This window comes from Streptomyces sp. GLSS-08, from assembly GCF_056387915.1.
Map to the genome: position 1 here is coordinate 82,608 of NZ_JBWJAQ010000017.1, position 24,541 is coordinate 107,148.

Here is a 24,541-nt window from a genome sequence, read left to right on the forward strand (position 1 = left end):
GCGGGGTCCCGCGTGGATGCCCGTGACCGCGACGCCCGTCGTCAGTGCGCCGGCAGCGTGGTGTCCCGGTCCGCGGGCGCGCCCTGCGGGGGCACCACCGCGCCGCCGAAGAGGAAGTCCCGCAGCTTGCGCCAGACGCCGTCCGCGCCCTGCTCGTAGAGCGCGAAGCCGGTGCACGGCCACTCGGCCGCGTACGGGGACAGCTCCTCGTACGCCCGGTCCATCGCGGCCTCGTCGATGCCGTGCGCCACCGTGACGTGCGGGTGGTACGGGAACTGCAGCTCGCGCGCCACGGGACCGGAGGCGTCCCTGACCTGCTGCTGCAGCCGGTCGCACGCCTCGGCGCCCTCAGCGACCCGGACGAAGACCACCGGCGACAGCGGCCGGAACGTGCCCGTGCCCGACAGCCGCAACAGGAAGGGCCGCTCGGCGGCGGCGACCTCCGCGAGATGCGTCTCGACCGCGGGCAGCGCCGCGTCCTCGATGACCGTCGGCGGCAGCAGCGTGACGTGCGTGGGGATGCCGGAAGCCGCGGGGTCGCCGAAGCCCACGCGCCGCTCCTGGAGCAGGCTGCCGTGAGGCTCCGGGACCGCGATCGACACGCCGATCGTTACGGTCCCCACGTCGTCTCCTGTCGTCGGTCGAATCGGTTGTCTCGTCGTTCCGTCGCGGCCACCCGGACGGGGGCGGCCGCTGCTTCAGCTATCGACTGTACGGCGGTGCGGCCCGGTACCGGAGGCCGTCCGGGACGACGACGGGTCGTCGTGCCCTGACCCCGGTCCCTGACCTCAGTGCTTGGCGGGCAGGAAACCGACCCGGTCGTACGCCTGGGAGAGCGTCTCCGCGGCGACGGCGCGGGCCTTCTCGGCGCCCTTGGCCAGGATCGAGTCGAGCGTCTCCGGGTCGTCCAGATACTGCTGGGTGCGCTCCCGGAACGGCGTCACGAAGTCGACCATGATCTCGGCCAGGTCCGTCTTCAGCGCACCGTAGCCCTTGCCCTCGTACTTCTGCTCCAGATCCGCGACACCGGTTCCGGTCAGCGTGGAGTAGATGGACAGCAGGTTGCTGACGCCGGGCTTGTGCTCCGGGTCGTACCTGATGACCGTGTCCGTGTCGGTGACCGCGCTCTTGACCTTCTTGGCCGTCGCCTTCGGCTCGTCGAGCAGGTTGATGAGGCCCTTCGGCGTGGAGGCCGACTTGCTCATCTTGATCGCCGGGTCCTGGAGATCGAAGATCTTCGCCGTCTCCTTGAGGATGTACGGCTTCGGGACCGTGAACGTCTGGCCGAACCGGCCGTTGAAGCGCTCGGCCAGGTCGCGCGTGAGCTCGATGTGCTGGCGCTGGTCCTCGCCGACCGGGACCTCGTTGGCCTGGTACAGCAGGATGTCCGCGACCTGCAGGACCGGGTACGTGAACAGGCCGACGGAGGCGCGCTCGGCGCCCTGCCTGGCGGACTTGTCCTTGAACTGGGTCATGCGGCTCGCCTCGCCGAAGCCGGTGAGGCAGTTCATGACCCAGGCGAGCTGCGCGTGCTCGGGGACGTGACTCTGGACGAACAGCGTGCAGCGGTCCGGGTCGAGCCCGGCGGCGAGCAGCTGGGCCGCGGCGAGCCGGGTGTTGGCGCGCAGGTCCGCGGGGTCCTGCGGAACGGTGATCGCGTGCAGGTCCACGACCATGTAGAACGCGTCGTGGGACTCCTGCAGGGCCACCCACTGGCGGACGGCGCCGAGGTAGTTGCCGAGGTGGAACGAGCCTGCGGTGGGCTGGATTCCGGAAAGCACGCGAGGACTGTCAGGGGCCATGCCCACCATTCTCTCAGGTGACGGGACCCGGTCCGGAACTGGCCGGGAACAGCCGGGAACCGATCCGGCCCCGGCGGTGCGACGGAGGAGCGCCGCCGACCGGACGAGGAACACGGCGCGGACGGCGGCCCGGCGCGAGGCCGGACCGCCGCGGGGACCACGACAGGAGCTGACCGGCCGGTGAGCCGGCCGGGGTGGGCGTCGGCGTCAGCCGAGGTCGATCTCCGGGTAGAGCGGGAAGCCGGTCAGCAGGTCGGTGGCCCGGCGGGAGATCTCGTCGGCGATCTTCGGGTCGAGGACGTGCTGCGCCTTGGAGGGGGCGCCCTTGGCCGTGGTGCCGGGCTCGGCGGCGGTGAGGACGCGGTCGATCAGGCCGGCGATCTCGTCCATCTCGGTCGCACCGAGACCCCGTGTGGTCAGCGCGGGCGTGCCGATGCGGATGCCGGAGGTGTACCAGGCGCCGTTCGGGTCGGCGGGGACGGCGTTGCGGTTGGTGACGATGCCGGAGTCGAGCAGGGCGGTCTCCGCCTGGCGGCCGGTGAGCCCGTAGGAGGAGGCGACGTCGATCAGGTTCAGGTGGTTGTCGGTGCCGCCGGTGACCAGCGTGGCGCCCCGGCGCATCAGGCCCTCGGCGAGGGCGCGGGCGTTGTCGACGACCGCCCGGGCGTAGTCGCGGAACTCGGGGCGGCGGGCCTCGGCGAGCGCGACGGCCTTGGCGGCCATGACGTGCGGGAGGGGGCCGCCGAGGACCATCGGGCAGCCGCGGTCGACCTGGTCCTTGAGGGAGTCGTCGCACAGCACCATGCCGCCGCGCGGGCCGCGCAGCGACTTGTGGGTGGTGGTGGTGACGATCTGGGCGTGCGGGACCGGGTCGAAGTCGCCGGTGAGGACCTTGCCGGCGACGAGGCCCGCGAAGTGCGCCATGTCGACCATCAGGGTCGCGCCGACCTCGTCGGCGATCTCCCGCATGATCCGGAAGTTCACCAGGCGGGGGTAGGCCGAGTAGCCCGCGACGATGATCAGCGGCTTGAACTCGCGGGCGGACGCGCGCAGGGCCTCGTAGTCGATGAGGCCGGTGGCGGGGTCGGTGCCGTAGGAGCGCTGGTCGAACATCTTGCCGGAGATGTTCGGGCGGAAGCCGTGGGTGAGGTGGCCGCCCGCGTCGAGGGACATGCCGAGCATCCGCTGGTTGCCGAACGCCTGGCGCAGCTCGGCCCAGTCGGCGTCGGAGAGGTCGTTGACGTTGCGGACGCCGGCCTTCGCGAGGGCCGGAGCCTCGACGCGGTCGGCGAGGACGGCCCAGAACGCGACGAGGTTGGCGTCGATGCCGGAGTGCGGCTGGGCGTAGGCGTGCCGGGCGCCGAAGAGTTCGCGGGCGTGTTCGGCGGCGAGGGCCTCGACGGTGTCGACGTTGCGGCAGCCGGCGTAGAAGCGGCGGCCGACGGTGCCTTCTGCGTACTTGTCGCTGAACCAGTTGCCCATCGCCAGCAGGGTGGCCGGGGAGGCGTAGTTCTCGGAGGCGATCAGCTTGAGCATCTCGCGCTGGTCGGCGACCTCCTGGCCGATGGCGTCGGCGACCCGGGGCTCCACGGCCCGGATCACCTCGAGGGCGCTGCGGAAGGCGGTGGACTCGGTGGAGAGGGGCTCTGGCATGACGGCCTCCGGTCGTGGCGTTCGATCACGGTTCGGCCCAGGCGCACGGCACTCGGTGCCCGTGGCTCCCCGCGCGGACGCTCCGGTCCCCGGGAGATCACAGCACGGGCCGCTCCCCGATGGTCGGTCCCATCCCAGCGCGCCAGTCACGGCCCGTCGGCCAGCCTACCGGGCGCGCCGGACCGAGGCGGTCTCCCGTCCACCATGCGAGCGACGATAGGAAGGAGGCCGCAGACCGGACGGCCCCGCCCTTCTCCCCCTTGGAGATCCCGTGACCGCCGCGGAGACCACACAGGCGTTCATCGCCTCGGCCGATGCGCACAGCGCGCACAACTACCAGCCGCTGCCGGTCGTCGTGGCCACGGCGGACGGCGCCTGGATGACGGATGTCGAGGGCCGCCGCTTCCTCGACCTGCTGGCCGGCTACTCGGCGCTGAACTTCGGGCACGGCAACCGCCGGCTGATCGACGCGGCCAGAGCGCAGCTGGAGCGGGTGACGCTGACGTCGCGGGCGTTCCACCACGACCGGTTCGCCGCGTTCTGCGCGGAGTTGGCACAGCTGTGCGGCATGGAGCTGGTGCTGCCCATGAACACGGGGGCGGAGGCGGTGGAGACCGCGGTGAAGACGGCCCGCAAGTGGGGCTACCGGGTCAAGGGCGTCCCCGACGGACGGGCCGCAATCGTGGTGGCGGGCGACAACTTCCACGGGCGTACGACGACGATCGTCAGCTTCTCGACGGACGCCGGGGCGCGGGCGGACTTCGGGCCGTACACCCCGGGGTTCGACATCGTGCCGTACGGGGATCTCCCGGCGCTGCGCGCGGCGGTCACCGAGAACACGGTCGCGGTGCTGCTTGAGCCGATCCAGGGCGAGGCGGGGGTGGTGGTGCCGCCGCCCGGCTACCTGCGGGGTGTGCGGGAGCTGACGCGCGAGCGGAACGTGCTGTTCGTCGCCGACGAGATCCAGTCGGGGCTCGGCCGGACCGGGCGGACCTTCGCGTGCGAGCACGAGGGCGTCGTGCCGGACGTGTACGTGCTGGGCAAGGCGCTGGGCGGCGGGGTCGTCCCCGTGTCGGCCGTGGTGTCGCGGCGCGAGGTGCTCGGGGTGTTCCGGCCCGGTGAGCACGGGTCGACGTTCGGCGGGAATCCGCTGGCCTGCGCGGTCGCGCTGGAGGTGATCGCCATGCTGCGGTCGGGCGAGTACCAGCGGCGGGCGGCGGAGCTCGGGGACCATCTGCACCGGGAGCTGGGCGTGTTGCGGGACGAGGGGCGGCTGACGGCGGTGCGCGGGCGCGGGCTGTGGGCGGGCGTCGACATCGCTCCCGCGTACGGCACGGGCCGGGAGGTCTCCGAGCGGCTGATGGACCGCGGTGTCCTGGTGAAGGACACCCGCGGCGCCACCATCCGCATCGCCCCGCCCCTGGTGATCGGCAAGGACGACCTGGACTGGGGGCTCGCCCAGCTGCGCGACGTGCTCGCGTAGTCGGTGCGCGGCGGTCGCGCCCGGCCCGTGCCCGTCTAAGGTCGCTTCGTGCTCCTCGGAATGATGTGCGCCCTCGGTGCGGCGGTCTGCTTCGGTACGGCGACGGTGCTGCAGGCGGTCGCGGCGCGGGCGGCGGCCGGCGACGGGCCCGGCGGGGACGCGGCGCTGCTGCTGCGGGCCTTGCGCCAGTGGCGGTATCTCGCCGGGCTCGCGCTCGACGGACTCGGTTTCGGGCTCCAGGTCGCGGCGCTGCGTTCGATCCCCGTCTACGCGGTGGGGGCGGCGCTCGCCGCGAGCCTCGCGGTGACGGCGGTGGTCGCGGCGCGGCTGCTGAACGCGCGGCTGAGCCGGGTCGAGTGGGGCGCCGTCGCGGTGGTGTGCGCGGGGCTGGCGGCGCTCGGTCTGGCGTCCGGGACGCAGGGCGGACGGGCCGGTTCGACGGCGCTCTCCTACGTGATGCTCGGCACCGCGGTGCTCGTGCTGCTCGCGGGCGCGGCGGCCGGGCGGCTGCCCGAGCGGGGGCGGGCGCTCACCCTGGGGCTCGGGGCCGGGGTCGGTTTCGGCGTGGTCGAGGTGGCGGTTCGCCTCGTCGACGGCGTGTCCCCGGGCGCACTGGTCGCCGATCCGGCGGCGTACGCGCTGCTGCTGGGGGGAGGCGCGGCGTTCCTGCTGCTCACCTCCGCCCTGCAGCGCGGCTCGGTGACCACGGCGACCGCCGGGCTGATCATCGGCGAGACGATCGGCCCCGCCCTGGTCGGTGTGATCTGGCTGGGTGACCGGACCCGGGAGGGGATGGCCTGGCCGGCGGTCCTCGGCTTCGCCGTGGCGGTCACGGGTGCGCTGGCGCTGGCCCGCTTCGGTGAGGCCCCGACGGAAACGGCGGCACTGCGGCCGGCCGGCGTCCCCCGGTAGTCCGGCTGGGGCGACGCGCGGTGGGCCGGCCGGGGGGACGCCCGATGGGCTGGCTCGCAAGTCCCCGGGGGGCCGGCTCGGACGTCCCCCGGGTGGGGTCTGCTCGGGCGGCGCCCGGGGGGCGGCTAGGACATCCCCGGTGGGTCTGCTCGGGGTCTGCTCGGGCGGCGCCCGGTGGGCCGGCTCGGGCGGCGCCCGCGGCTGGTCATGGCTGCGGCAGGGCCGCGGCTCAGGCGGCGCCCGGTAGGCCGACTCGCGCGTCCCCCTGTGGTCCGGCTCAGGCGGCGCCCGGTAGGCGGCCCGGCTCGCGCGGCCCCCGGTGGGCCCGGGTCAGACGGCCTCCGCGGCCGCGGTCATCGCTGCGGCAGGGCCACGGCTCGGGCGGCCCCCGACAGGCCGGTTCGGGCGGCGCCCGGCAGGCCGGCTCGCGCGGCGGCCCGCGCGGTCGCGGTCATGGCTGCGGCAGGGCCCGGCACAGGGCGTCCAGGGCCCCTGTCCAGGCGTGGTCCGGGGGTGTGCCGTAGCCGACGACGAGCGCGTCGAGGGGGTCGGTCGCGGCGTCGGGATGGCGGTGGCGGGCGAGGCCGTGGACGGCGAGGCCCTGCCAGGCCGCCGCGCGGACCACCGACGCCTCGGTGCCCGGCGGCAGCCGCAGGACCGCGTGCAGGCCCGCCGCGATGCCGGTGGCGTGCACCTGCGGGGCTCGGGCGGCCAGCGCGGCGACGAGGGAGTCGCGCCGGCGCCGGTAGCGCAGGCGGGCCGCGCGGACATGGCGGTCGTAGGCGCCCGAGGTGATGAACTCCGCCAGGGTCAGCTGGTCCAGGACCCCGGAGGACCACCCGCCGCCGCTCTTCAGCGCGGTGACCTCGGTGACCAGCGACCGGGGCAGCACCAGCCAGCCCAGCCGCAGGCCGGGGGCCAGTGACTTGCTGGCGGTGCCCATGTAGACGACCTGCTCGGGACTCAGGCCCTGGAGGGCGCCCACGGGCTGCCGGTCGTAGCGGAACTCGCCGTCGTAGTCGTCCTCCAGGATCAGTGCGCCGGTGCGGCGGGCGCGGTCCACGAGCGCGGCCCGGCGGTCCGGATGCAGCGGCACCCCCATCGGGAACTGGTGCGCGGGCGTCATCAGGACCGCCCGCGTGCCCGTCAGGTCGCCCGGGCGGGTGCCGAGTCCGTCGAACGGCAGGGGCACGGTGCGCAGACCGGAGTAGTGCAGCAGGTTCCAGTGGACGTCGAGGCCGTAGGACTCCACCGCGAGCGTGCGCAGGCCCCGCTGCCGCAGCACCGCGCCGAGCAGGGTCAGCCCGTCGGAGAACCCGGAGCAGATGACGATGCGGTCCGGGTCGGCCCGTACGCCGCGGGCCCGGGACAGGTAGCCGGCGAGGGCGGTGCGCAGTTCCGTCCGGCCGCGGGCGTCGCCGTAGCCGAGGGCGTCGGACGGCGCGGCGGCCAGGGCGCGGCGGGCGGCCTTCAGCCACTCGGCGCGCGGGAAGGAGGCGAGGTCGGGGGTGCCGGGGACGAGGTCGTGGCCGGGCCGGCCCGGCCGCTGTCCGGCGGGCGCCGACTGTGGTGCGGCTCTCGGGACGGTCCGCTCGGCCACCCGGGTGCCCGAGCCCTGACGGGCGGTCAGCCAGCCTTCGGCGACGAGGTCTCCGTAGGCGTCGGCGACCGTGTTGCGGGCGATGCCCAGGTCGGCGGCGAGGGAGCGGGAGGAGGGCAGGCGGGTGCCCGGGGCCAGCCGGCCGCCGCGGACCGCCTCCCGCAGGGCGTCGGTCAGGCCGCGCCGGACTCCGGAACCGGCCGGTTCCAGGTGCAGGTCGACGCCGAGCGCGGAGCCGCGCGCGGGGTCGGGCCGCCTGGAAGTGGCCCGGTGTTCTGCCATGGAAATGGACCATACTCCTGGGCTGCTCCGTTCGTAGGGTCGACGGCATGACGACGAACGAGAACAACACGACGACCGCCGGGTACGCCGCCGAGGAGGCTCCGCGGCTGGAGTGGGCGAAGCTGGTGCCCGATGTCTACAAGGCCATGGTCAAGCTGGACGCGGCGGCCCGGCAGGGCCTCGACCCGCTGCTGCTGGAACTGGTGAAGGTCCGCGCGTCGCAGCTCAACCACTGCGCGTTCTGCCTGGACATGCACACCAAGGACGCGCTGGCCGCGGGTGAGAGCGTCGAACGCCTCGTGCAGCTGAGCGCGTGGGAGGAGTCGAGGCACTTCTACACGGAGAAGGAGCTCGCCGCGATCGCGCTGACGGAGGCGGTGACCGTCCTGACCGACGGCTTCGTGCCGGACGAGGTCTACGCGAGCGCCGCCGAGCACTTCGAGGAGACCGAGCTGGCGCAGCTGGTCGCCGCCATCACGGTGATCAACGCGTGGAACCGGTTCGGGGTGACCTGCCGGCTCGTGCCCGGTCACTACAAGGCGGGCCAGTACAAGTAGGTGGCGGCACGGTCGGCGACGGGGGTGCGGGGCCACGGAGATACCGACAGGACCGGCTCAATGCCCTCGGCCCGATCGGCTTCCTGGACACACGGCATTTTCTTTGACTAGGGTCAAAGACATATGGAGCCAGTCTCAGTGGACGACGTGCGGGCGCTGCGCCGCTTCAACCGGTACTTCACCCGCCGGGTGGGCGCGCTCGACGAGCACTGCCCCGGCCGGGAGCGCCCGCTCGGCGAGGCCCGGCTGCTGTTCGAGGTCGGGCACGGGACCTCGCTGCGTGACCTCAGAGGCCGGCTCGGGCTCGACGCCGGGTATCTGAGCCGGATGATCAAGACGCTTCAGGTGCAGGGGCTGATCCGGGTGAGCGTGCACCCCGAGGACAGCAGGCTGCGGGTCGCGGAGCTCACGCCCGCCGGACGCGCCGAGGTCACGGAGCAGAACCGGAGGGCCGACGGACTGGCCGCGGGCCTGCTGCGGGGGCTCAGCGAGGCGCAGCGCGGCGAACTCACCGCCGCCGTCGCCGTCACCGAGCGGCTGCTGCGGCTCGCCGGGATCGGCGTCGAGGTCGTCGACGGCGCCTCCCGCGACGCGCGGACCTGCCTCGCCGCGTACGCCGCCGACATCGGCGAGCGGTTCCCCGAGGGCTTCGACCCGGCACCCCTGGTGCGGCCGGGCGAGGTGTCGGGGCGGGCCGGTGCCTTCGTCGTGGCGTACGAGGAGGGGCAGCCGGTGGGCTGCGGGGCGCTGCGCCGGCTCGAAGGGGGCGTGGGTGAGATCCGGCACGTGTGGGTCCACCCCGACGTGCGGCGGCTCGGACTGGCCCGGCGCATCCTGGAGGAACTGGAGCGGCAGGCCGTCGAGCGCGGACTCAACGCCGTGCGGCTCGACACCCACGCGGGCCTCACCGAGGCCCGGGCCATGTACCCAGCCTGCGGTTACACGGAGATCCCGCCGTACGACGACAACGTCCACGCGGCCCACTGGTTCGAGAAGCGCCTGGGCCGCACGCCGGCCCGCCGCCCCTCCGGCTGACGGGGCGCGGGCGTGCGGGCCGGGCGCTCACGCCGTCGCGCAGTTCGCTCCCGCCGGGCAGAACGAGTTCAGGGCCACCCGGAACGGGGTGCGCACGTCCGTGCCTTCGGTGCCGATCGAGCGGATCGCGTACGCCGTACCGTCCGGGGCCTCGAAGCGGTGGTCGACGACCTCGAGGGGGCCGTCCTGCACGTCGTCGTAGCGGTAGCCGAGCTCGGCCCAGTCGGTTCCGGACCGGCGGTCCAGGACCCGGTAGCCGGCCAGCTTGGCGTCGAACCCGAAGGACGGGTCGTTCTCGGCCTGGGACAGCGAGTCGGCGGGGCTGGCCTCCATGAGCTCGAACAGTTCGAGTTCGGCGGTGCCGTCGGGGGACGTGTAGTGGACGACCGACGGCTTCCCCGTGCGCCGGTCCACCGAACGGTCCCAGCCCTCGGGCACGTCGACGGTGTAGCCGACGCCGTCCACCGAGCGGCTGTAGCCGGGGGACGGCGACGCGGAGACCGCGGGCGACTCGGAACCCGCGAGAGGATCCCCTTCCTCGGAGCCTGTGGCGCCCTCCGAACCCTGCGCCGAGGGGGCGCCCTGCGTGGCGGTGACGGTCACGGACGACCGCGGCCCGCCGGAGCCCGCCCGGTCCGTGGCCCCGTCCCGGGTCAGCGCCCACACCCCGCCGCCCACACCGCCCGCCAGCAGCGCCACGGCGACGATCACGAACAGCAGCCGCCGTGAGCCGTCCGGCCCGGCCGGCGGCGGACCGCCGCCCGGCACCGGGGCACCCCAGGACGGCGGCACCGGGTCCGGAGCCGGGGGCGGGGACTGTTGCGGCCGGGGCCCCGGCTGCTGAGGAGGGGGCGGCGGTGGCGGGAACACGGCCGACTGGGTCTGCGCCGAGGCCCACCACTGCTGCTGCGGATCCAGCGGACCCGCCCCCGAACTCCCGCCCGCGTCATCGGTTCCCCCGGCGCCCCGCGCCGGACCGTCCGCTCCCCCGGCGCCCCGCGCCGGGTCGGCGGCACCCGGTGCCGCTCCTCCCGCCTGCCCGGGCGACCCGGCCGGCCCGCCCGTTCCGTCGTCGTCGACCCACCGCTGGCGGTCCGCGTCCCACCGTTGCCGCATGTCCTCCCCCTCTCCTCACGCCGCACTCCCGCGTGCCTGGTGTCGCGAGGCAGACGGGAATTGTCAGACAGGCCCTAGCCCGCCAGCTGCGTGATCGCCTGCACCACGGCCGCCGTCGACGCCAGCCCGGCCACCGCCGCCGCGGCGGTCTCCAGCCGCAGCCGCAACCGTCCTAGCCGCTGCGGATCAGCGGCGCCGGTCCGCTCGATCTCCCCCTGCACGACGGCGAGTTCACCGTCCAGGCCGGTCGCACCCGACGACTCCGTGAGCAGCCGCAGATGGTCGCGCAGGCTGCGTACGGCGTCCAGCAGCGCCTCGGTCGCCTCGTCGGCGGCGGCAGCGCGCGGCGCCTCGTGGTACTCGGCCCTGCCGTGGTCGCCGAAGCTCACCGCGCTGCGCGTGATGCGGTCGATCCGCCCTCCCGTGCCGTCGCTCATTCCGTGTCCCCTTCCCCGTACATGGCGTTGCCGACGCCTGTGGTGACGGCGCTCCTGCTGATCCGGCCCACCACGGTCCCGCCGCTCATCTGTCCGATGAACTGGCCGCCCGCGGAGACGTTGACGATGTTCTGCTCGAAGCTGCCCGTCTCGCAGCCGCTGCGGCGCAGCGCCTCGCGCACCCCGCTCGCGATGCGGTCCTCGACGGTCTTGATGTAGCGGCTGACGTCCATCTCCTGGAACAGCGACAGCCCGTCCGTACTGCCCAGTTCGCGCACCGACGCCAACGGGGCGTCGGGCGGCGCCTGTTCGCGGTGCGCCAGCCAGGTGTGCAGGCACTGCGCGAGGGTGCGGACCGCGGAGATCCCGGCCACGACGTTCGTCGCCGGACCGGACAGCAGCGTCCGCACCCCCTCGCGCAGCGCCTCGTCCTCGCGGCGGGACGCGATGAGGTCCACGTGCCGGTACTGCGCCGCGATCGGCCCCAGGACGTGCGGCACGACCTCCAGGACCAGCATCCGGCCCTGGGTGTGGACGCGGACCAGCACCGAGACCACCACCTGCTCGTCCCAGGCACCGATCCGCACCCGCAGGAAGTGGCGGCGCGCCTCGCCGCCCTCGTCGACCGCTCCCTCGGCATGCGTCCGGGCGGACTCGGCGCCGTACACGCCTTCGCTGCGGCCGACGCCCGCGGGCAGGTAGACGAACTCCTCGATCTCCAGGTCCTTGAGCCGGTCCCGGCTGGTCAGGGCGGCCGACTCGCGCAGCGCCTCCAGCTTCGGGCGTACCAGGTCGATGATCTGGCGGTTGGTCAGCCGCACGACAGGCGCGGCCCCGTCGGGCAGTCCGTTGCCGCCCGGGAGTGCGTTGCCGCCCGGCAGCCCGTTGCCGTCTCCGTTCGGGTGGCCGTCGGGCGAGTCCCCGTTCAGGGACAGCCGGTGCTTCCTCGCCGGGGTGATCTCCATCGCGAACGACCAGGGCTCGTACGGCTTTCCGGCCCCGACGAACGGCCGGTGGGCGTCGTAGAGCGCGACGCCCGCGTGCTGCTCCCAGGCGATGGCCCGGGCGACGCGGACCTGGCGCTCGTTGCCCGCGGGGGTCGCCGGCGCCGTGCCCTCGAAGACGTCGCGGCCGAGTTCCCCGCGCATAACCTCGGCGACGTGGGAGCGGTGGACCCCGGTGGCGAAGGTGAGCGCGAGCGGGAACAGCAGCGGGAACGGATCGTCGGAGAGGCGGTGGAGTGCGTACCCCCAGTAGACGAGCTCCAGGCCGCGGGCCATGATCGTGAGCCCCCAGGCGGTCGCGCGCCGGGGCAGCCGGAGCCGGGTCCACTCCGCGCGGCTCACCGCGTACATGGTCGTACCGCCGCCGGATGCCGCCCGTGCGGCCCAGAGCAGGACGCACACGCCCGCGTAGAAGAGCGCCGGGAAGGCGCCGGCCAGCACGCCGAGTCCCGCGACCCCCGGCGCCGACTCACCTCCGGCGGCCGCCCCTTTCCGCGCCAGGGCCGCCTCCACGGCGAAGAAGACCACCCAGATGCCGCACAGCGCGAGCGCGGTCGAGACCTCCTGCCGCCGTGCCCGCACGGCATGCGCGAGCACGGAGACGACATCGACACCGAGGGACTGGCGCGGCCGGCCGTTCCTCGTGCCCGATGAGTTCGTCTATGACCCGCGCCCTGAACCCCGTGTCCAGATAGGCCCCGGCGCACAGCAGCCGGGTGGACTCGCTGTGCGCGTACCGCCGATTCGATCCCGTCAACGGGACCACCCCCGCCATGTCCTGCTCGGTCCGGCCGGCAACCCCGGGCGGACCGTACATCACGACGATAGCGAGGGTTACTCCTGTTGCAGCTGCCATATGCCGATAAAGCACGGGTGTTCGATACGTACTTTTCGTACGCATGCGTCGGCCCCCACCGGAGTACGTTCCGATGGGGGCCGACGGAGGCTGGGGCGGCTCAGATGAGGCCGAGACCGCGGACCGCCTCGCGCTCCTCCTCGAGCTCCTTGACGGAGGCGTCGATGCGGGCGCGGGAGAACTCGTTGATGTCCAGGCCCTGGACGATCTCGTACGTGCCGTTCTTGGTGGTGACCGGGAAGGAGGAGATGAGGCCCTCCGGCACACCGTAGGAACCGTCCGACGGGATGCCCATGGAGGTCCAGTCGCCGTCCGCGGTGCCGTTGACCCACGTGTGGACGTGGTCGATGGCGGCGTTGGCGGCGGAGGCGGCCGAGGACGCGCCGCGGGCCTCGATGATCGCGGCACCGCGCTTGGCGACGGTCGGGATGAAGTCCTCGGCGAGCCACTTCTCGTCGTTCACGGTCTCGGCGGCGTTCTTGCCGGCGACCGTGGCGTGGAAGATGTCGGGGTACTGGGTCGCGGAGTGGTTGCCCCAGATGGTCAGGCGCTTGATGTCGGCGACCGTGGAGCCCGTCTTCTTGGCGAGCTGCGTCAGCGCGCGGTTGTGGTCCAGGCGGGTCATCGCGGTGAAGCGCTCCGCCGGGACGTCCGGGGCGGCGGCCTGGGCGATCAGGGCGTTGGTGTTGGCCGGGTTGCCGACCACCAGGATCTTGACGTCGTCCGCGGCGTGGTCGTTGATGGCCTTGCCCTGCGGCTTGAAGATGCCGCCGTTGGCCTCCAGGAGGTCACCGCGCTCCATGCCCTTGGTGCGGGGGCGGGCGCCGACGAGCAGACCGACGTTCGTGCCGTCGAAGGCGACGTTCGGGTCGTCGGTGATGTCGATGCCCTGGAGGAGCGGGAAGGCGCAGTCGTCGAGCTCCATCGCCGTGCCCTCGGCGGCCTTGAGCGCCGGGGTGATCTCCAGAAGGCGCAGCTTGACCGGAACGTCCGCGCCGAGCAGCTGGCCGGAGGCGATGCGGAAGAGCAGTGCGTAGCCGATCTGGCCGGCCGCGCCGGTGACGGTGACGTTCACGGGAGTGCGGGTCATGGCGTTCTCCGTATGACAGCTGGCGGTGGGGCGTCGCTGCCCCGGGTGCAGGATCCCGCCGCCTGCCGGATGGCCGGCGCCGACCGCCGCGAGGATCGATCAGGCGTACAGATGATCGATCTCTCGGCGTCAAGAGAGATCCGCCCGTCAGGCTATCGCGCATCCGAGGGCCCGCACGGCCGGGTCTCGTGTGGCCCGCCCCACAGCCGCCGTTCCGGGCACAGAAGAAGCGGCCGCCCGTCCACAAGAGGGGACGCGGCGGCCGCCGGAAGGGTACCGGGGTGTGCGGGAGAAGGGGGGTCTCGTCCTCCCGGAACAACCGGATCCCGTGGGGGTACAGTTCGCCTGCCCCGGCCGGCCCGGACCATGCCCCCGTGCGGCGCGGTTTTCCGCACACCGGCGCGCGAGCAGGCTCCACGCGCGCGCACGGGGTCGCGCCGCCTACCGAGTGCAGCCCTTCTCGCCCGACTTGAGGGTCGCGCAGGCCTTCGCGTCACCCGCGTCCTTCACGGCCACCATCGGGGTGTACGCGTCGAAGTCCCCGTCGACCGAGCCGCTCCGTCCGGCGGCCGCCGCCGAGGACACCACGACCTTGTCCCCCGGAGCCGCCCCGGTGATACGGGCCCACGCGGCACCGCAGGCCTTGTTGTAGCGGACCTCCACGAGGGCCGTGCCGACGGTGACGCTGGTGGTGGTCCTGGCCCGTTCGTCACCGCAGCCCATCTCCTCCGGGTCCTTGCCGGTGCAGCCCCTGCCGCTGCACTTCACCCCGGCCGGCAGGTCGGGGCCGGTGCTCGCGGAGGCGGCGGGCGGCTTCGGTGTGCCCGCGCTCCTCCCGTCCCCGCCGCCGTCGGTGAGCAGGACGGCAGCCGCGATCACCACGAGCGCGCCGGCCGTGCCCGCGAGGAACATCGTGAGCCGCCGCATGCGCCGCGCCCCGTCGGCCGAACCACCGCCCCGCGGCGGGGCGTCGGACGGCGGCGGCCCCGCGTCCTGACCGGGCACCGGGGGCCCCGCTACCCCCGCATCCGGTGGTGTCACGGGCGCGGACGGGCGGGACGGCATGCTGAGTCCCCACCCGCCGCGCGCGGGCCCGCCGGGTGCCGCGCCGTCGCCGGAGCCGCGTGCGGCGGTGCCGTTCGGCCCGGAACCGTACGCGGAGTCCTCCACGTCATGCGGTGACGGCTGGGGCGGCACCGTGGGCATCACCCCGGCGGGTCCCGCGATCCCCGGCGTCGCCGTCGCGCTGCCGCCCCCGCCGGCCTGACTGCCGCCCGTGCCGTTGGCCGGCGGCGGCCCGAACTCCCCGAGCGCCGCCCGGGCCCGGGAGATGCGGAGCGCCTCCATCGTCATGTCGTGGCGCATCTCCGCGCGGCTCCAGGCGCGCTCGGCCAGCTCCCACATGGTGATGACGTGCACGGGGCTGGTGCCGGTGACCTCGGCCAGCGCGACGACCGCCCCCTTGGGCGCGAGCAGCCGGCCGTTCAGATAACGCTCCCAGGACGTCTTGCTGTATCCGGTGCGGTCCGCCACCGCGGCGATGCTCAGCCCGCCGCGGTCGACGAGCCGGCGCAGCTGACCGACGAACTCCCCGACCTGCGGATCGAGTTCATCCGGCAAGGCCTTCCAACGAGGCATCGCTTCCCCCCTCTTTCCCCGGTACGTGCCTGATTCCGTCCGCACCTTCCCCGCGCGCGACGCCCGCTGCCGAGTCCCCCATCCGGCTGTCCACAGGGATGCGCCGGGCGAGGCTCTCAGTTCCCGGGAAAGGGGCGCACGGGAGTGTCCGACCCGCTCCCGCACCGTCGCACGCCGCCGGACCGCGGTCCAGAGCCCCTCGTACGCCCGGCCCTGGCCGGCCGAACCCCCGTCTCCCGTACAGAGGCTCCGGACCGTCCCGGCCGGCCGGCGGCCGTGGCGGGAACCGGCGTCGGCGGTCCCCTGGACGCGGTCCTGGAGGCGGTTCCCGTTGCGGGGCGCGGACACCGTAGCGGAATGGTCACTTCCGTGCCACAGCGAACAGCCAGGTGTTGAACAGGCTGTTCACCGTGCGTGAGTGTGGACCCCGGGCGGAACACTCGCCCGGCCGCGGCTCGTCCTTACTCGGGGGAGGGGATGGGCCGCGGTCACCTCGCCGCCCCCTGTGCAGGTCCGGCCCGGTGGCCCGCACTCTCCGGGGGGAAGTGCGGGCCACCGTCCGGTCACTGGATCGTGAAGTGCAGGGTGTCGTCCAGGAACGGGATCTCCAGCAACGGCCTGGGCTGTGCCATCAGCGCGAGCAGCACGATGGCCACGCCCAGCACGCCGTACGTGACCATGTCCGTGAAGCGGGAGCGGACCGCGAGCATGCCGACGTCGGGCACCGCCCAGCGCAGCACACCGCCGGCCAGCAGGGCCACGCCGATCAGGACGGTGCCGAAGCGGAAGACGTCCAGCGCGGTCAGCAGCAGCCCGAGCCCGACACCCGCCAGGACGACGAGGATCGGCCACTGGCGGGCGGGCGCGGGAGCGTCCCTGGGGGCCGCGCGACCGCCGCCCTCGGGTCGCGCGGTGTCCCGCGTGAACAGCGGGAAGCGGCGGGTGGTGCGGCGCGGCCTGCCCTGCGCGTCGGGCGCGCTGACGGCGTCCCGCACGGTCGGTTCCGCGCTCGTGCCGACCACGTCGTCGATGCTCACGCCGGCCAGGCCGTCGATGCTCGTACTCGACGCGCCGCGGGTGCTGCTACCGGCCGCGTCCCGGGTGTCCGTACCGGCCGCGTCCGCCGGTTCCGCCGCGGGGTCCCGGGGGGCCGCGGTGTTCTCGGCGGACGCGCTGTTCTCGGCGGACGCGGTGTCCTCGGCGGACGCGGTGTCCTCGGCGGACGCGGTGTCCTCGATCGCGGCCGTGTCCTTGGCGTCGCCGTCAGCCGACACTGCGCTCCGCCGCCTCGACCACGTTGACGAGCAGCTGGGCGCGGGTCATCGGACCGACGCCGCCCGGGTTCGGGGAGATCCAGCCGGCCACCTCGGCGACGCCGGGGTGGACGTCGCCCACGATCTTGCCCTCGGCGCTGCGCGAGACACCGACGTCGAGGACGGCGGCGCCCGGCTTCACGTCCTCGGGACGGATCAGGTGCGCGGAACCGGCCGCGGCGACGATGATGTCCGCCCGCTTCAGGTGGGCGGAGAGGTCACGGGTGCCGGTGTGGCACTGGGTGACCGTGGCGTTCTCGGAGCGGCGCGTGAGCAGCAGGGGCATCGGGCGTCCGATGGTCACCCCGCGGCCGACGACGACGACCTCGGCGCCCTTGATCTCCACGCCGTACCGGCGGAGGAGGGTGAGGACGCCGTTCGGGGTGCAGGGCAGCGGCGCCGGCTCGTTCAGGACCAGCCGCCCGAGGTTCATCGGGTGCAGGCCGTCCGCGTCCTTGTCCGGGTCCATCAGCTCCAGGATGCGGTTCTCGTCGATGCCCTTGGGCAGCGGGAGCTGGACGATGTAGCCGGTGCAGGCGGGGTCCTCGTTCAGTTCGCGGACGACCGCCTCGATCTCCTCCTGCGTGGCGGTCGCGGGCAGTTCGCGCTGGATGGAGGCGATGCCGACCTGCGCGCAGTCGCGGTGCTTGCCCGCGACGTACTTCTGGCTGCCGGGGTCGTCGCCGACCAGGACGGTCCCCAGGCCGGGCGTGACGCCCTTCTCCTTGAGGGCCGCCACGCGGGCGGTCAGGTCGGACTTGATCGCGGCTGCGGTGGCCTTGCCATCGAGAATCTGGGCGGTCATGCCCCCATCCTCGCGGATGACCCGGCCCCGGTTCCAATCCGGGCCGCCGACGGCGCCCCGCGGGCCCCGCCACCTGGTGACCGCCATGATCGTGGATGTTGCACTTGCACAACACGTACGGATGTCCGCTGGACAAATGAGCGAGTGTTTGAGAACGATGAGCGGCACAGTGCCGCGGGCAGTACCGGGGGGACGGACCGCTCTGTAGAACTCTCCTCCGAACCGTGCCGCGCGTAGTCCCCGCATCAGGCATCGGAGGAAACCCGCCATGAGCTACGGCGACCCGAACAATCCCTACGGCCCCCCGCAGGGCCAGCAGCCCGGCTACGGCTACCCCCAGGGCGGTGCGCCGCAGCAGCCCGGTTACGGCTACCCGCAGGCCCCGCCGCTCCAGCAGCAGCCGTACGGCGGTGGCTACCCGGGCGGCCCGGCCGTGATGCCGGGCGGGGTGAAGGCCGCCCGCGTGATGCTCTTCGTCATCGGCGGTCTCCAGGTCCTCGGCGCGATCCTGATCGCGCTGTCCGCGGTGGCCGTCTCGGCGGCGAAGAACGACGAGACCCTCAAGGACGACGTCCAGTTCCAGCAGCTCGCCGACTACTCGGCCGGCGTGCTGTGGGCCGTCACCGTCGCCGTACTGGCCTGGGGCGTCTTCGCCATCTGGCTCGGCGTGAAGACCGGCAGCGGCGGCAACGGCGTCCGTGTCGCCATCCTGGTCTTCGGCATCCTCACGGCGATCCTCGGCATCTACCCGTTCGTCGTCATCGGCCTCGCGCACACCGTCATGGCGATCCTCATCGCGGTGTTCGTCGGCAAGCAGGACGGCGAAGCCTGGTTCAACCGCCCGCGGTACTGACCGGCGGCGGCACCGGAACCGTCCGCGGTACGGGGCACGCGCATCTGACGGCGGCCTCCGGCCCCCTCCACCGAGGGGTGCCGGGGGCCGCCGTCAGGTGCGTCGGTAGCAGAGCGCGGCTCAGTGGAAGAAGTGGCGCGTCCCCGTGAAGTACATCGTGACGCCCGCCTTCTTCGCCGCCTCGACGACCAGCTCGTCGCGGACCGAACCGCCGGGCTGGACCACGGCCTTGACGCCGGCCGCGGTGAGGATCTCCAGGCCGTCGGGGAAGGGGAAGAACGCGTCCGAGGCGGCGTAGGAGCCACGGGCCCGCTCGGCGCCCGCCCGCTCCACGGCCAGCTTCGCGGAGTCGACGCGGTTGACCTGGCCCATGCCGACGCCCACCGAGCCGCCGTCCTTGGCGAGCAGGATCGCGTTGGACTTGACCGCGCGGCACGCCCTCCAGGCGAACGCCAGCTCGGCCAGCTCGTCCCCGCTCAGGGCCTCACCCGTCGCGAGGGTCCAGTCGGCCGGGTCGTCGCCGTCGGCCTGGAGCCGGTCGGTGACCTGGAGCAGCGCGCCGCCGTCGATCGGCTTGACCTCGACCGGGTTGGCCGGCGCGCCGTTCGCGCGCAGCACCCGGATGTTCTTCTTCTTGGTGAGCACGTCGAGCGCGCCGTCCTCGTAACCGGGCGCCACGATGACCTCGGTGAAGATCTCGGCGACCTGCTCGGCCATCTCCCTCGACACCGGACGGTTGACGGCGATCACACCGCCGAACGCGGAGAGCGGGTCGCAGGCGTGCGCCTTGCGGTGCGCCTCGGCGACGTCCGCGCCGACGGCGATGCCGCACGGGTTGGCGTGCTTGATGATCGCGACGCAGGGCTCGTCGTGGTCGTACGCGGCACGGCGCGCGGCGTCCGTGTCCGTGAAGTTGTTGTACGACATCTCCTTGCCGTGCAGCTGCTCCGCCTCGGCGAGGCCTCCCGTGCCGTCGACGTACAGCGCGGCGCCCTGGTGCGGGTTCTCGCCGTAGCGGAGGGTGTTCTTGCGCTCGTAGGTGTGGCCGAGGAACTCGGGGAAACCGCTGTCGTCCGCCGGGGCGTACCCGTCGGCGAACCAGGAGGCGACGGCCACGTCGTACGCGGCCGTGTGCCGGAAGGCCTCGGCGGCGAGCCGCTTGCGGGCGGCGAGGTCGAAGCCGCCGTCCTCGACCGCGGCCAGGACGTCGCCGTACCGCGCGGGGCTGGTGACGACGGCCACGGACGGGTGGTTCTTGGCGGCGGCGCGGACCATGGAGGGGCCGCCGATGTCGATCTGCTCGACGCACTCGTCGGGCGACGCCCCGGACGCGACGGTCTCACGGAACGGGTACAGGTTGACGACGACGAGGTCGAACGGCTCCACGCCCAGCTCGGCGAGCTGCGCCCGGTGGTCCGCCAGGCGCAGGTCGGCGAGGATGCCGGCGTGGACCTTGGGGTGCAGGGTCTTGACCCGGCCGTCCAGGCACTCGGGGAAGCCGGTGAGCTCCTCGACCTTGGTGACCGGGACACCGGCCGCGGCGATCCTCGATGCGGTGGAGCCGGTGGAGACGAGCTCGACCCCGGCCTCGTGCAGCCCGCGCGCCAGCTCTTCCAGACCGGTCTTGTCGTAGACGCTGACGAGCGCCCGGCGAAGGGGCCGCTTGTTGCTCTCGGCGGTCACTGGATAACTACCTTTCGTCCCTCGATGCGATAGCCGTTGCGGGCGAGCCGCCCCACGACATCGACGAGCAGCCTTCGCTCGACTTCCTTGATGCGCTCGTGAAGAGCGGTTTCCTCGTCCTCGTCCCGCACCTCGACCACGCCCTGGGCGATGATCGGGCCGGTGTCGACACCGTCGTCGACGAAGTGGACGGTGCATCCGGTGACCTTCGCGCCGTACGCGAGCGCGTCCCGCACGCCGTGGGCTCCCGGGAAACTGGGCAGCAGCGCGGGGTGGGTGTTCACGAACCGCCCGCCGAACCGGGCCAGGAACTCCTTGCCCACGATCTTCATGAACCCGGCGGAGACGACCAGGTCGGGCTCGTACGCGGCGGTCGCCTCGGCGAGCGCCGCGTCCCACTCGTCACGGGTGCCGTAGTCCCCGACCCGCCGGACGAAGGTCTCGATCCCGGCCCGCCGCGCGCGCTCCAGCCCCACGATGCCGTCCCGGTCCGCACCGACGGCCACGATCTCGGCTCCGTAGGCCTCGGTGCCCTGGGACTCGACGGCGTCGAGCAGTGCCTGCAGGTTCGTGCCTGATCCGGAGACCAGCACGACGAGGCGCTTGGCCTTGGCCACGGCGGGGCCCTTTCTCGGGGAAGCGTTTGTACGGTCGTACGAATGCTTCGCGCCCCTGGATACGGGGAAGTCTACGAAGCGGCCGACCGGCAGCAACGATACCGGCACACGGGGCGGCCCCCACGGGACGGGGGCGTGGCCGGAAGGTAGCGTCTGGTGAGCGCCTGTCCGGGAACGCCGCTCGGCGCGGGGGAACGCCCCGCGCGCGTCGGACGTTGATCTGGACGGGCACGCATGCGCGGGCGCGGGTCCTGTACGTCGGGGCGCGAGCCGCCCGGGACCCGGACGCCCGGGCGCGAGCCGCGGGCAGTTGAGCGGGGCGCGAGTCCCGGTTCCGTACACGCCGGGGCGCGAGTCCCGGTCCCGAACACCCCGGGGCGCGCGCCCCGGTCTCGAACACTCGGGGCGGGTGTCGCGAGCACCGAAGCTCGCGCGCACACCGCCCGCCAGAACCACCAAGGGGAAGACGCACACCTGATGCCGGACCGCAGTCTCCGACTCCCTCCGCTCCTGCTGCGCGAGCGGCGCCCTTCGCCCACGCCGCCGCGGGAGGACGGGGACGCGCCCGGAACCGGGCCCACCTCCTCCGGCGGACGCGACACCTCCGGTGGCGACGGCTCCTCGGACGGGCGCGACAGCTCGGGCGGGCGTGACGCCTCGGACGGGCGTGACGGCTCGGGTGCCGGTTCCGCGCCGGGGTCCGACGCGGACCACAACCCGTTCGCGCCGCCGCCCGAGGGCACCCCGGACCAGCCGTGGCAACCGCGCCGACCGGCGGACGGAGGCCGCGGAGAGGGTTCCGACGAGGGCGGTCGTTCGCCCTGGGGCAGCCAGTGGAGCGATCGCCAGCCCGGACCCTCGCAGAACGGCGGGTTCGGCGACCGCCCCGGTGGCCAGGGCGACCCCGGCGACGGCCGTGAAGGCGGCAAGGGCGGCCCCGGCTCCGGTATGCGCTGGGACCCGGCCGACCCGGCCCAGCGCCGCGCCCGCTACTCGCTGCTCACCGGCATGTGGGCCTTCTTCTTCGCCCTCTTCAGCTGGCCGTCCGTGGCGCTGCTGCTCGGCGCGCTGGCCATGTACTGGGGCGTCAGCTCCGTCCGCGCCAAGCCCCGCACGCCGGAACCGGGCGCCCAGGCCCCCGACCCGAGCGTCCGCCCGCAGACGAGCGCCGCCGTGAGCGGCCTGGTCACCGCGTCCCTCGCGCTCGCCATGGTCGCCCTCACGTTCACCGCCCAACTGGTCTACAGCGACTACTACACCTGCACGAACGACGCTCTCACCACCGCGGCCAAGCAGTCCTGCGACGATCTGCTCCCCAAGGAGCTGCGGAGCCTGCTGGGCAAGAACTGACCCGGACCGCCGGGACCGCCGGGACCGTCCCCGTCAGGGCTCGGGGTCCGCGGCCGGGTCCGCGGGAGCGACCGCGGCGTCCTTGAGGGCGGCCCAGCGGGAGGCGCGCGACGCGTCGTCGTGCCAGCCCGGGGCATCGGACGGCAGGAGGTCGTACGGCGCGAGATCGGGGTCGTCGTCCGGCGGCCCGGCCGCCGTGCCGGGTGTCGGGCGGGGTGCCGCGCGCTCCTGGTCCTGTGCGTCCGCCCGGCCGCGACGGGGGACCCACAGCCGGGAGAGCCAGGAGCCCGTCGGGGACGGGGCGGCCGCCCCGGGACGGCGCGCGCCGGCATCACGCCCGACCGCGTCCGGTTCGGTCGCGTCCGGTTCGGTCGCGTCCGGTTCGGTCGCGTCCGGTTCGACCGCGTTTGGTTCGGCAGGGCTCGGCTTCTCCGGGCCCGGTGCGGCCGGGCTCGGCTTCCCCGGCTTCCGCTTCTCCCGTCCCGGTTCGGCCGGGCTCGGCTTCCCCGGGCTTGATGCGGCCGGGCTCGGCTTCCCCGGCTTCCGCTTCTCCCGTCCCGGTTCGGCCGGGCTCGGCTTCCCCGGGCGCGATGCGGCATGGCTCGATGCGGCCGCCTTCCGCTTCCCCGGCTTCCGCTTCTCCCGTCCCGGTTCGGCCGGGCTCGGCTTCCCCGGGCTCGATGCGGCCGAGCCCCGTCCCGGTCCCGGTTCGGTCCGCTCCGTGTCTCCCGTCGTCGGCTCGCGTACCGCCGGGTCCGCCGTCTCCGGCGCGCCTGCGCCCGGCGCCGGCACGTCCACGGCCCCGCCCGGCACCTCACCGGTACCCGAGTCCCGCGACCGCGCGACCTGCCCGGCCGCCTCGCGGACATCCGGGGTCCCGCCTCCTGCTTCACGGGCACCTGAGTCCCGTACCTCCACTGGCCGCCCCGGCGCCCCGCCGGCCCCCGCGCCCCGCACCGGCGCCTCACGTACCCCCGAGTCCCGTACCGCCGTGCCTTCCGTCAACCCCTGCTTCGGCTTCGGCTTCGGCTTCTTCTTCAGCGCCGACGTCAGCTTCAGGCTCAGCTTCGGTGCCGGTGCCGGTGCCGGTGCCCGTCCGGGTGTCCGTGCCGGTGCCGGTGTCCGTGCCGGCGGTTCCTGCTTCGCCGCCGGACTCGGTGTCCGGAGCCACCACGCCCGCAGGCCCCACGCCACCGGTGTTCCCAGCACCGCGGTCCACCCCGCGGCCGCGCCCCCGGCCTGCCACCACACCGGTCCGAAGTGGGCCAGGGCAAAGACCCCGAGCGGCCCGCCCGCCGCCCCGGCGAGCAGCGCGAGGGCGATGCCGCACAGCCCCGCGGCGAGACAGACCGTGCCCGCCGTGCGCCGCACGGACCACGCCGCCGTCCGCTCCCGCGAGGCCGTCCGCGCCACGTACCAGGCGACCGTCACGCCGCCCGCCGCGGGCACCACCGCGGCCGCCAGGCCCCACGGTGACCCGGGGGCCTCCGGAACCGCCGCCAGCAGCGGAAACGGCGGCAGAGTCGGACCCACGGCGGCAGCGGACAGCGGCGCCGCCACCTGACCGGCGCCCAGCACGAACCCCGGTCCCAGCCCGTACGCCGCCGCCCACACCGCCGCATTCGGCACGAGGGCCAGGCACAGCAGCAGGACGGCGAAGCGGCCCGACCACACGTCCGTGAGCTGGAGGAACGAGTTCCGGGCCGCTCCCCCGTGCCAGAGCAGGGAGACCGCGACCAGCAGTGCGCCCGCGCCGATGAGAGCCGCCGTCCCGGCCCCGGCCGCCCGCAGCGCGACCGCCAGCCTGCGGCGGGCGTCCGGCACGAGGGCGGCGGCGACGACGAAACGACGTACGCCCGGGCGAAGAATGCCGAGCCCGCGACGCACGGCCGGGGGCAGCGGCCCGCCCGGACGCCCGTACGCGGCCCACACTCCCGCGCCCGCCGCGACCACGACGAGGACGGGCAGGCACAGCAGGGTCCACAGCCAGGAGGGCCGCAGCTCCCCGCCCGAGGCGTACAGCGCGGCCGCGCCGCCGACCGCGAGGTAGCCCCCGACGACCCCGGCCCACGCCCTGCCGGGGACGGGCACGGCGTCCACGGTGTCCCGCGCCGCCCGGTACAGCAGCCACGCGGGAAGCGCGACCAGGAGCAGCGGGGTGACTCCGACGGGGGCGGGGACGCCGGTCAGGGTTTCGGTGCGGACGAGTTCGACGCCGTGCGCCAGCAGCCACAGGGCCGCGGCGACGTGCAGGGCTCCGCCAGGCCCGCTGTCCGGGTACGGCGAGCTGATCCACAGCACCGTCACCAGCACGGCGAAGCAGCCGAGCCCGAGGCCCGCCGCGACGGCGCCGCCCAGCGCGCCCGTGCCGAGGCCCGGGGATCGGTCGCGCCACCGGAGGCGCAGGGACGACAACGACGGGCTGCGGTCGGTCAGATGGGTCACGACGCCATGC

At 74.1% G+C, this 24,541-nt stretch carries 20 protein-coding genes; 6 read left to right on the plus strand and 14 right to left on the minus strand.

Features of this window, described 5'->3' with window-relative positions; all coding sequences use genetic code 11:
• Positions 1-41: 41 nt before the first annotated feature.
• From AC0ZLC_RS26625 to AC0ZLC_RS26635, 3 genes are all read right to left on the minus strand, one after another.
• The gene (locus tag AC0ZLC_RS26625) at positions 42-623 is read right to left on the minus strand and encodes a 2'-5' RNA ligase family protein (RefSeq protein ID WP_476754487.1); all 582 of its coding nucleotides are present in this window, start codon (positions 621-623) and stop codon (positions 42-44) included.
• A gap of 165 nt (positions 624-788) precedes the next feature.
• Positions 789-1,802, minus strand: coding sequence for a tryptophan--tRNA ligase (gene trpS, locus AC0ZLC_RS26630; RefSeq protein ID WP_476754488.1), 1,014 nt, complete (start codon positions 1,800-1,802; stop codon positions 789-791).
• A gap of 207 nt (positions 1,803-2,009) precedes the next feature.
• Positions 2,010-3,455, minus strand: a complete 1,446-nt coding sequence (locus AC0ZLC_RS26635) for a glycine hydroxymethyltransferase (RefSeq protein ID WP_476754489.1) — start codon at positions 3,453-3,455, stop codon at positions 2,010-2,012.
• Positions 3,456-3,726: 271 nt separating this feature from the next.
• Here AC0ZLC_RS26635 and rocD point away from each other — a divergent pair, with 271 nt between their 5' ends.
• Together rocD and AC0ZLC_RS26645 are read left to right on the plus strand one after the other, a co-directional pair.
• Positions 3,727-4,938 (plus strand): ornithine--oxo-acid transaminase, encoded by a 1,212-nt coding sequence (gene rocD / locus AC0ZLC_RS26640; RefSeq protein WP_476754490.1) that lies wholly within the window; start codon positions 3,727-3,729, stop codon positions 4,936-4,938.
• A 60-nt stretch (positions 4,939-4,998) separates the two neighbouring features.
• Entirely contained in the window at positions 4,999-5,850 is an 852-nt protein-coding gene (locus AC0ZLC_RS26645) for a DMT family protein (protein ID WP_476754528.1), read from the plus strand.
• Positions 5,851-6,301: 451 nt separating this feature from the next.
• Here the strand turns inward: AC0ZLC_RS26645 and pdxR are convergent, their stop codons facing one another.
• The gene (gene pdxR, locus AC0ZLC_RS26650) at positions 6,302-7,732 is read right to left on the minus strand and encodes a MocR-like pyridoxine biosynthesis transcription factor PdxR (RefSeq protein WP_476754491.1); all 1,431 of its coding nucleotides are present in this window, start codon (positions 7,730-7,732) and stop codon (positions 6,302-6,304) included.
• A gap of 47 nt (positions 7,733-7,779) precedes the next feature.
• On the opposite strand from pdxR, the gene AC0ZLC_RS26655 reads away from it, so the two are divergent.
• Positions 7,780-8,289, plus strand: a complete 510-nt coding sequence (locus tag AC0ZLC_RS26655) for a carboxymuconolactone decarboxylase family protein (protein WP_476754492.1) — start codon at positions 7,780-7,782, stop codon at positions 8,287-8,289.
• Positions 8,290-8,412: 123 nt separating this feature from the next.
• A complete protein-coding gene (locus AC0ZLC_RS26660) occupies positions 8,413-9,324 on the plus strand; it encodes a bifunctional helix-turn-helix transcriptional regulator/GNAT family N-acetyltransferase (protein WP_476754493.1) in 912 nt (303 codons plus the stop codon).
• A 27-nt stretch (positions 9,325-9,351) separates the two neighbouring features.
• Here the strand turns inward: AC0ZLC_RS26660 and AC0ZLC_RS26665 are convergent, their stop codons facing one another.
• The 7 genes from AC0ZLC_RS26665 to AC0ZLC_RS26695 all read right to left on the minus strand — a co-directional run bounded on the left by AC0ZLC_RS26665 (position 9,352) and on the right by AC0ZLC_RS26695 (position 17,583).
• Positions 9,352-10,440 carry a hypothetical protein gene (locus AC0ZLC_RS26665; protein ID WP_476754494.1) on the minus strand — a complete coding sequence of 363 codons (1,089 nt, stop codon included), beginning with the start codon at positions 10,438-10,440 and terminating at the stop codon, positions 9,352-9,354.
• 74 nt (positions 10,441-10,514) lie between these two features.
• Positions 10,515-10,877: a hypothetical protein gene (locus AC0ZLC_RS26670; RefSeq protein ID WP_476754495.1), complete on the minus strand. Its 363-nt coding sequence runs from the start codon at positions 10,875-10,877 to the stop codon at positions 10,515-10,517.
• Positions 10,874-12,478: a hypothetical protein gene (locus AC0ZLC_RS26675; RefSeq protein ID WP_476754496.1), complete on the minus strand. Its 1,605-nt coding sequence runs from the start codon at positions 12,476-12,478 to the stop codon at positions 10,874-10,876. The genes AC0ZLC_RS26670 and AC0ZLC_RS26675 overlap by 4 nt, the downstream gene beginning before the upstream one ends.
• Positions 12,479-12,837: 359 nt before the next feature.
• Positions 12,838-13,827 (minus strand): malate dehydrogenase, encoded by a 990-nt coding sequence (locus AC0ZLC_RS26680; RefSeq protein WP_476754497.1) that lies wholly within the window; start codon positions 13,825-13,827, stop codon positions 12,838-12,840.
• Between the two features lie 441 nt (positions 13,828-14,268).
• Entirely contained in the window at positions 14,269-15,465 is a 1,197-nt protein-coding gene (locus AC0ZLC_RS26685; RefSeq protein WP_476754498.1) for a helix-turn-helix domain-containing protein, read from the minus strand.
• Between the two features lie 563 nt (positions 15,466-16,028).
• Positions 16,029-16,496 (minus strand): DUF3017 domain-containing protein, encoded by a 468-nt coding sequence (locus AC0ZLC_RS26690; protein WP_476754529.1) that lies wholly within the window; start codon positions 16,494-16,496, stop codon positions 16,029-16,031.
• A gap of 232 nt (positions 16,497-16,728) precedes the next feature.
• The gene (locus AC0ZLC_RS26695) at positions 16,729-17,583 is read right to left on the minus strand and encodes a bifunctional methylenetetrahydrofolate dehydrogenase/methenyltetrahydrofolate cyclohydrolase (protein ID WP_355781071.1); all 855 of its coding nucleotides are present in this window, start codon (positions 17,581-17,583) and stop codon (positions 16,729-16,731) included.
• Between the two features lie 268 nt (positions 17,584-17,851).
• On the opposite strand from AC0ZLC_RS26695, the gene AC0ZLC_RS26700 reads away from it, so the two are divergent.
• Entirely contained in the window at positions 17,852-18,436 is a 585-nt protein-coding gene (locus AC0ZLC_RS26700; RefSeq protein ID WP_476754499.1) for a hypothetical protein, read from the plus strand.
• Between the two features lie 120 nt (positions 18,437-18,556).
• On the opposite strand, the gene purH is transcribed toward AC0ZLC_RS26700, so the two are convergent.
• Both purH and purN read right to left on the minus strand, forming a co-directional pair.
• Complete coding sequence (purH, locus tag AC0ZLC_RS26705; RefSeq protein ID WP_476754500.1) at positions 18,557-20,119, minus strand: bifunctional phosphoribosylaminoimidazolecarboxamide formyltransferase/IMP cyclohydrolase; 1,563 nt, start codon at positions 20,117-20,119, stop codon at positions 18,557-18,559.
• Complete coding sequence (gene purN, locus AC0ZLC_RS26710) at positions 20,116-20,736, minus strand: phosphoribosylglycinamide formyltransferase (protein ID WP_476754501.1); 621 nt, start codon at positions 20,734-20,736, stop codon at positions 20,116-20,118. Before purN ends, purH begins: the two co-directional genes overlap by 4 nt.
• 477 nt (positions 20,737-21,213) lie before the next feature.
• Here purN and AC0ZLC_RS26715 point away from each other — a divergent pair, with 477 nt between their 5' ends.
• A complete protein-coding gene (locus tag AC0ZLC_RS26715; RefSeq protein ID WP_476754502.1) occupies positions 21,214-22,086 on the plus strand; it encodes a hypothetical protein in 873 nt (290 codons plus the stop codon).
• 33 nt (positions 22,087-22,119) lie between these two features.
• On the opposite strand, the gene AC0ZLC_RS26720 is transcribed toward AC0ZLC_RS26715, so the two are convergent.
• Positions 22,120-24,531, minus strand: coding sequence for a cell division protein PerM (locus AC0ZLC_RS26720; protein WP_476754503.1), 2,412 nt, complete (start codon positions 24,529-24,531; stop codon positions 22,120-22,122).
• Positions 24,532-24,541: the final 10 nt, after the last annotated feature.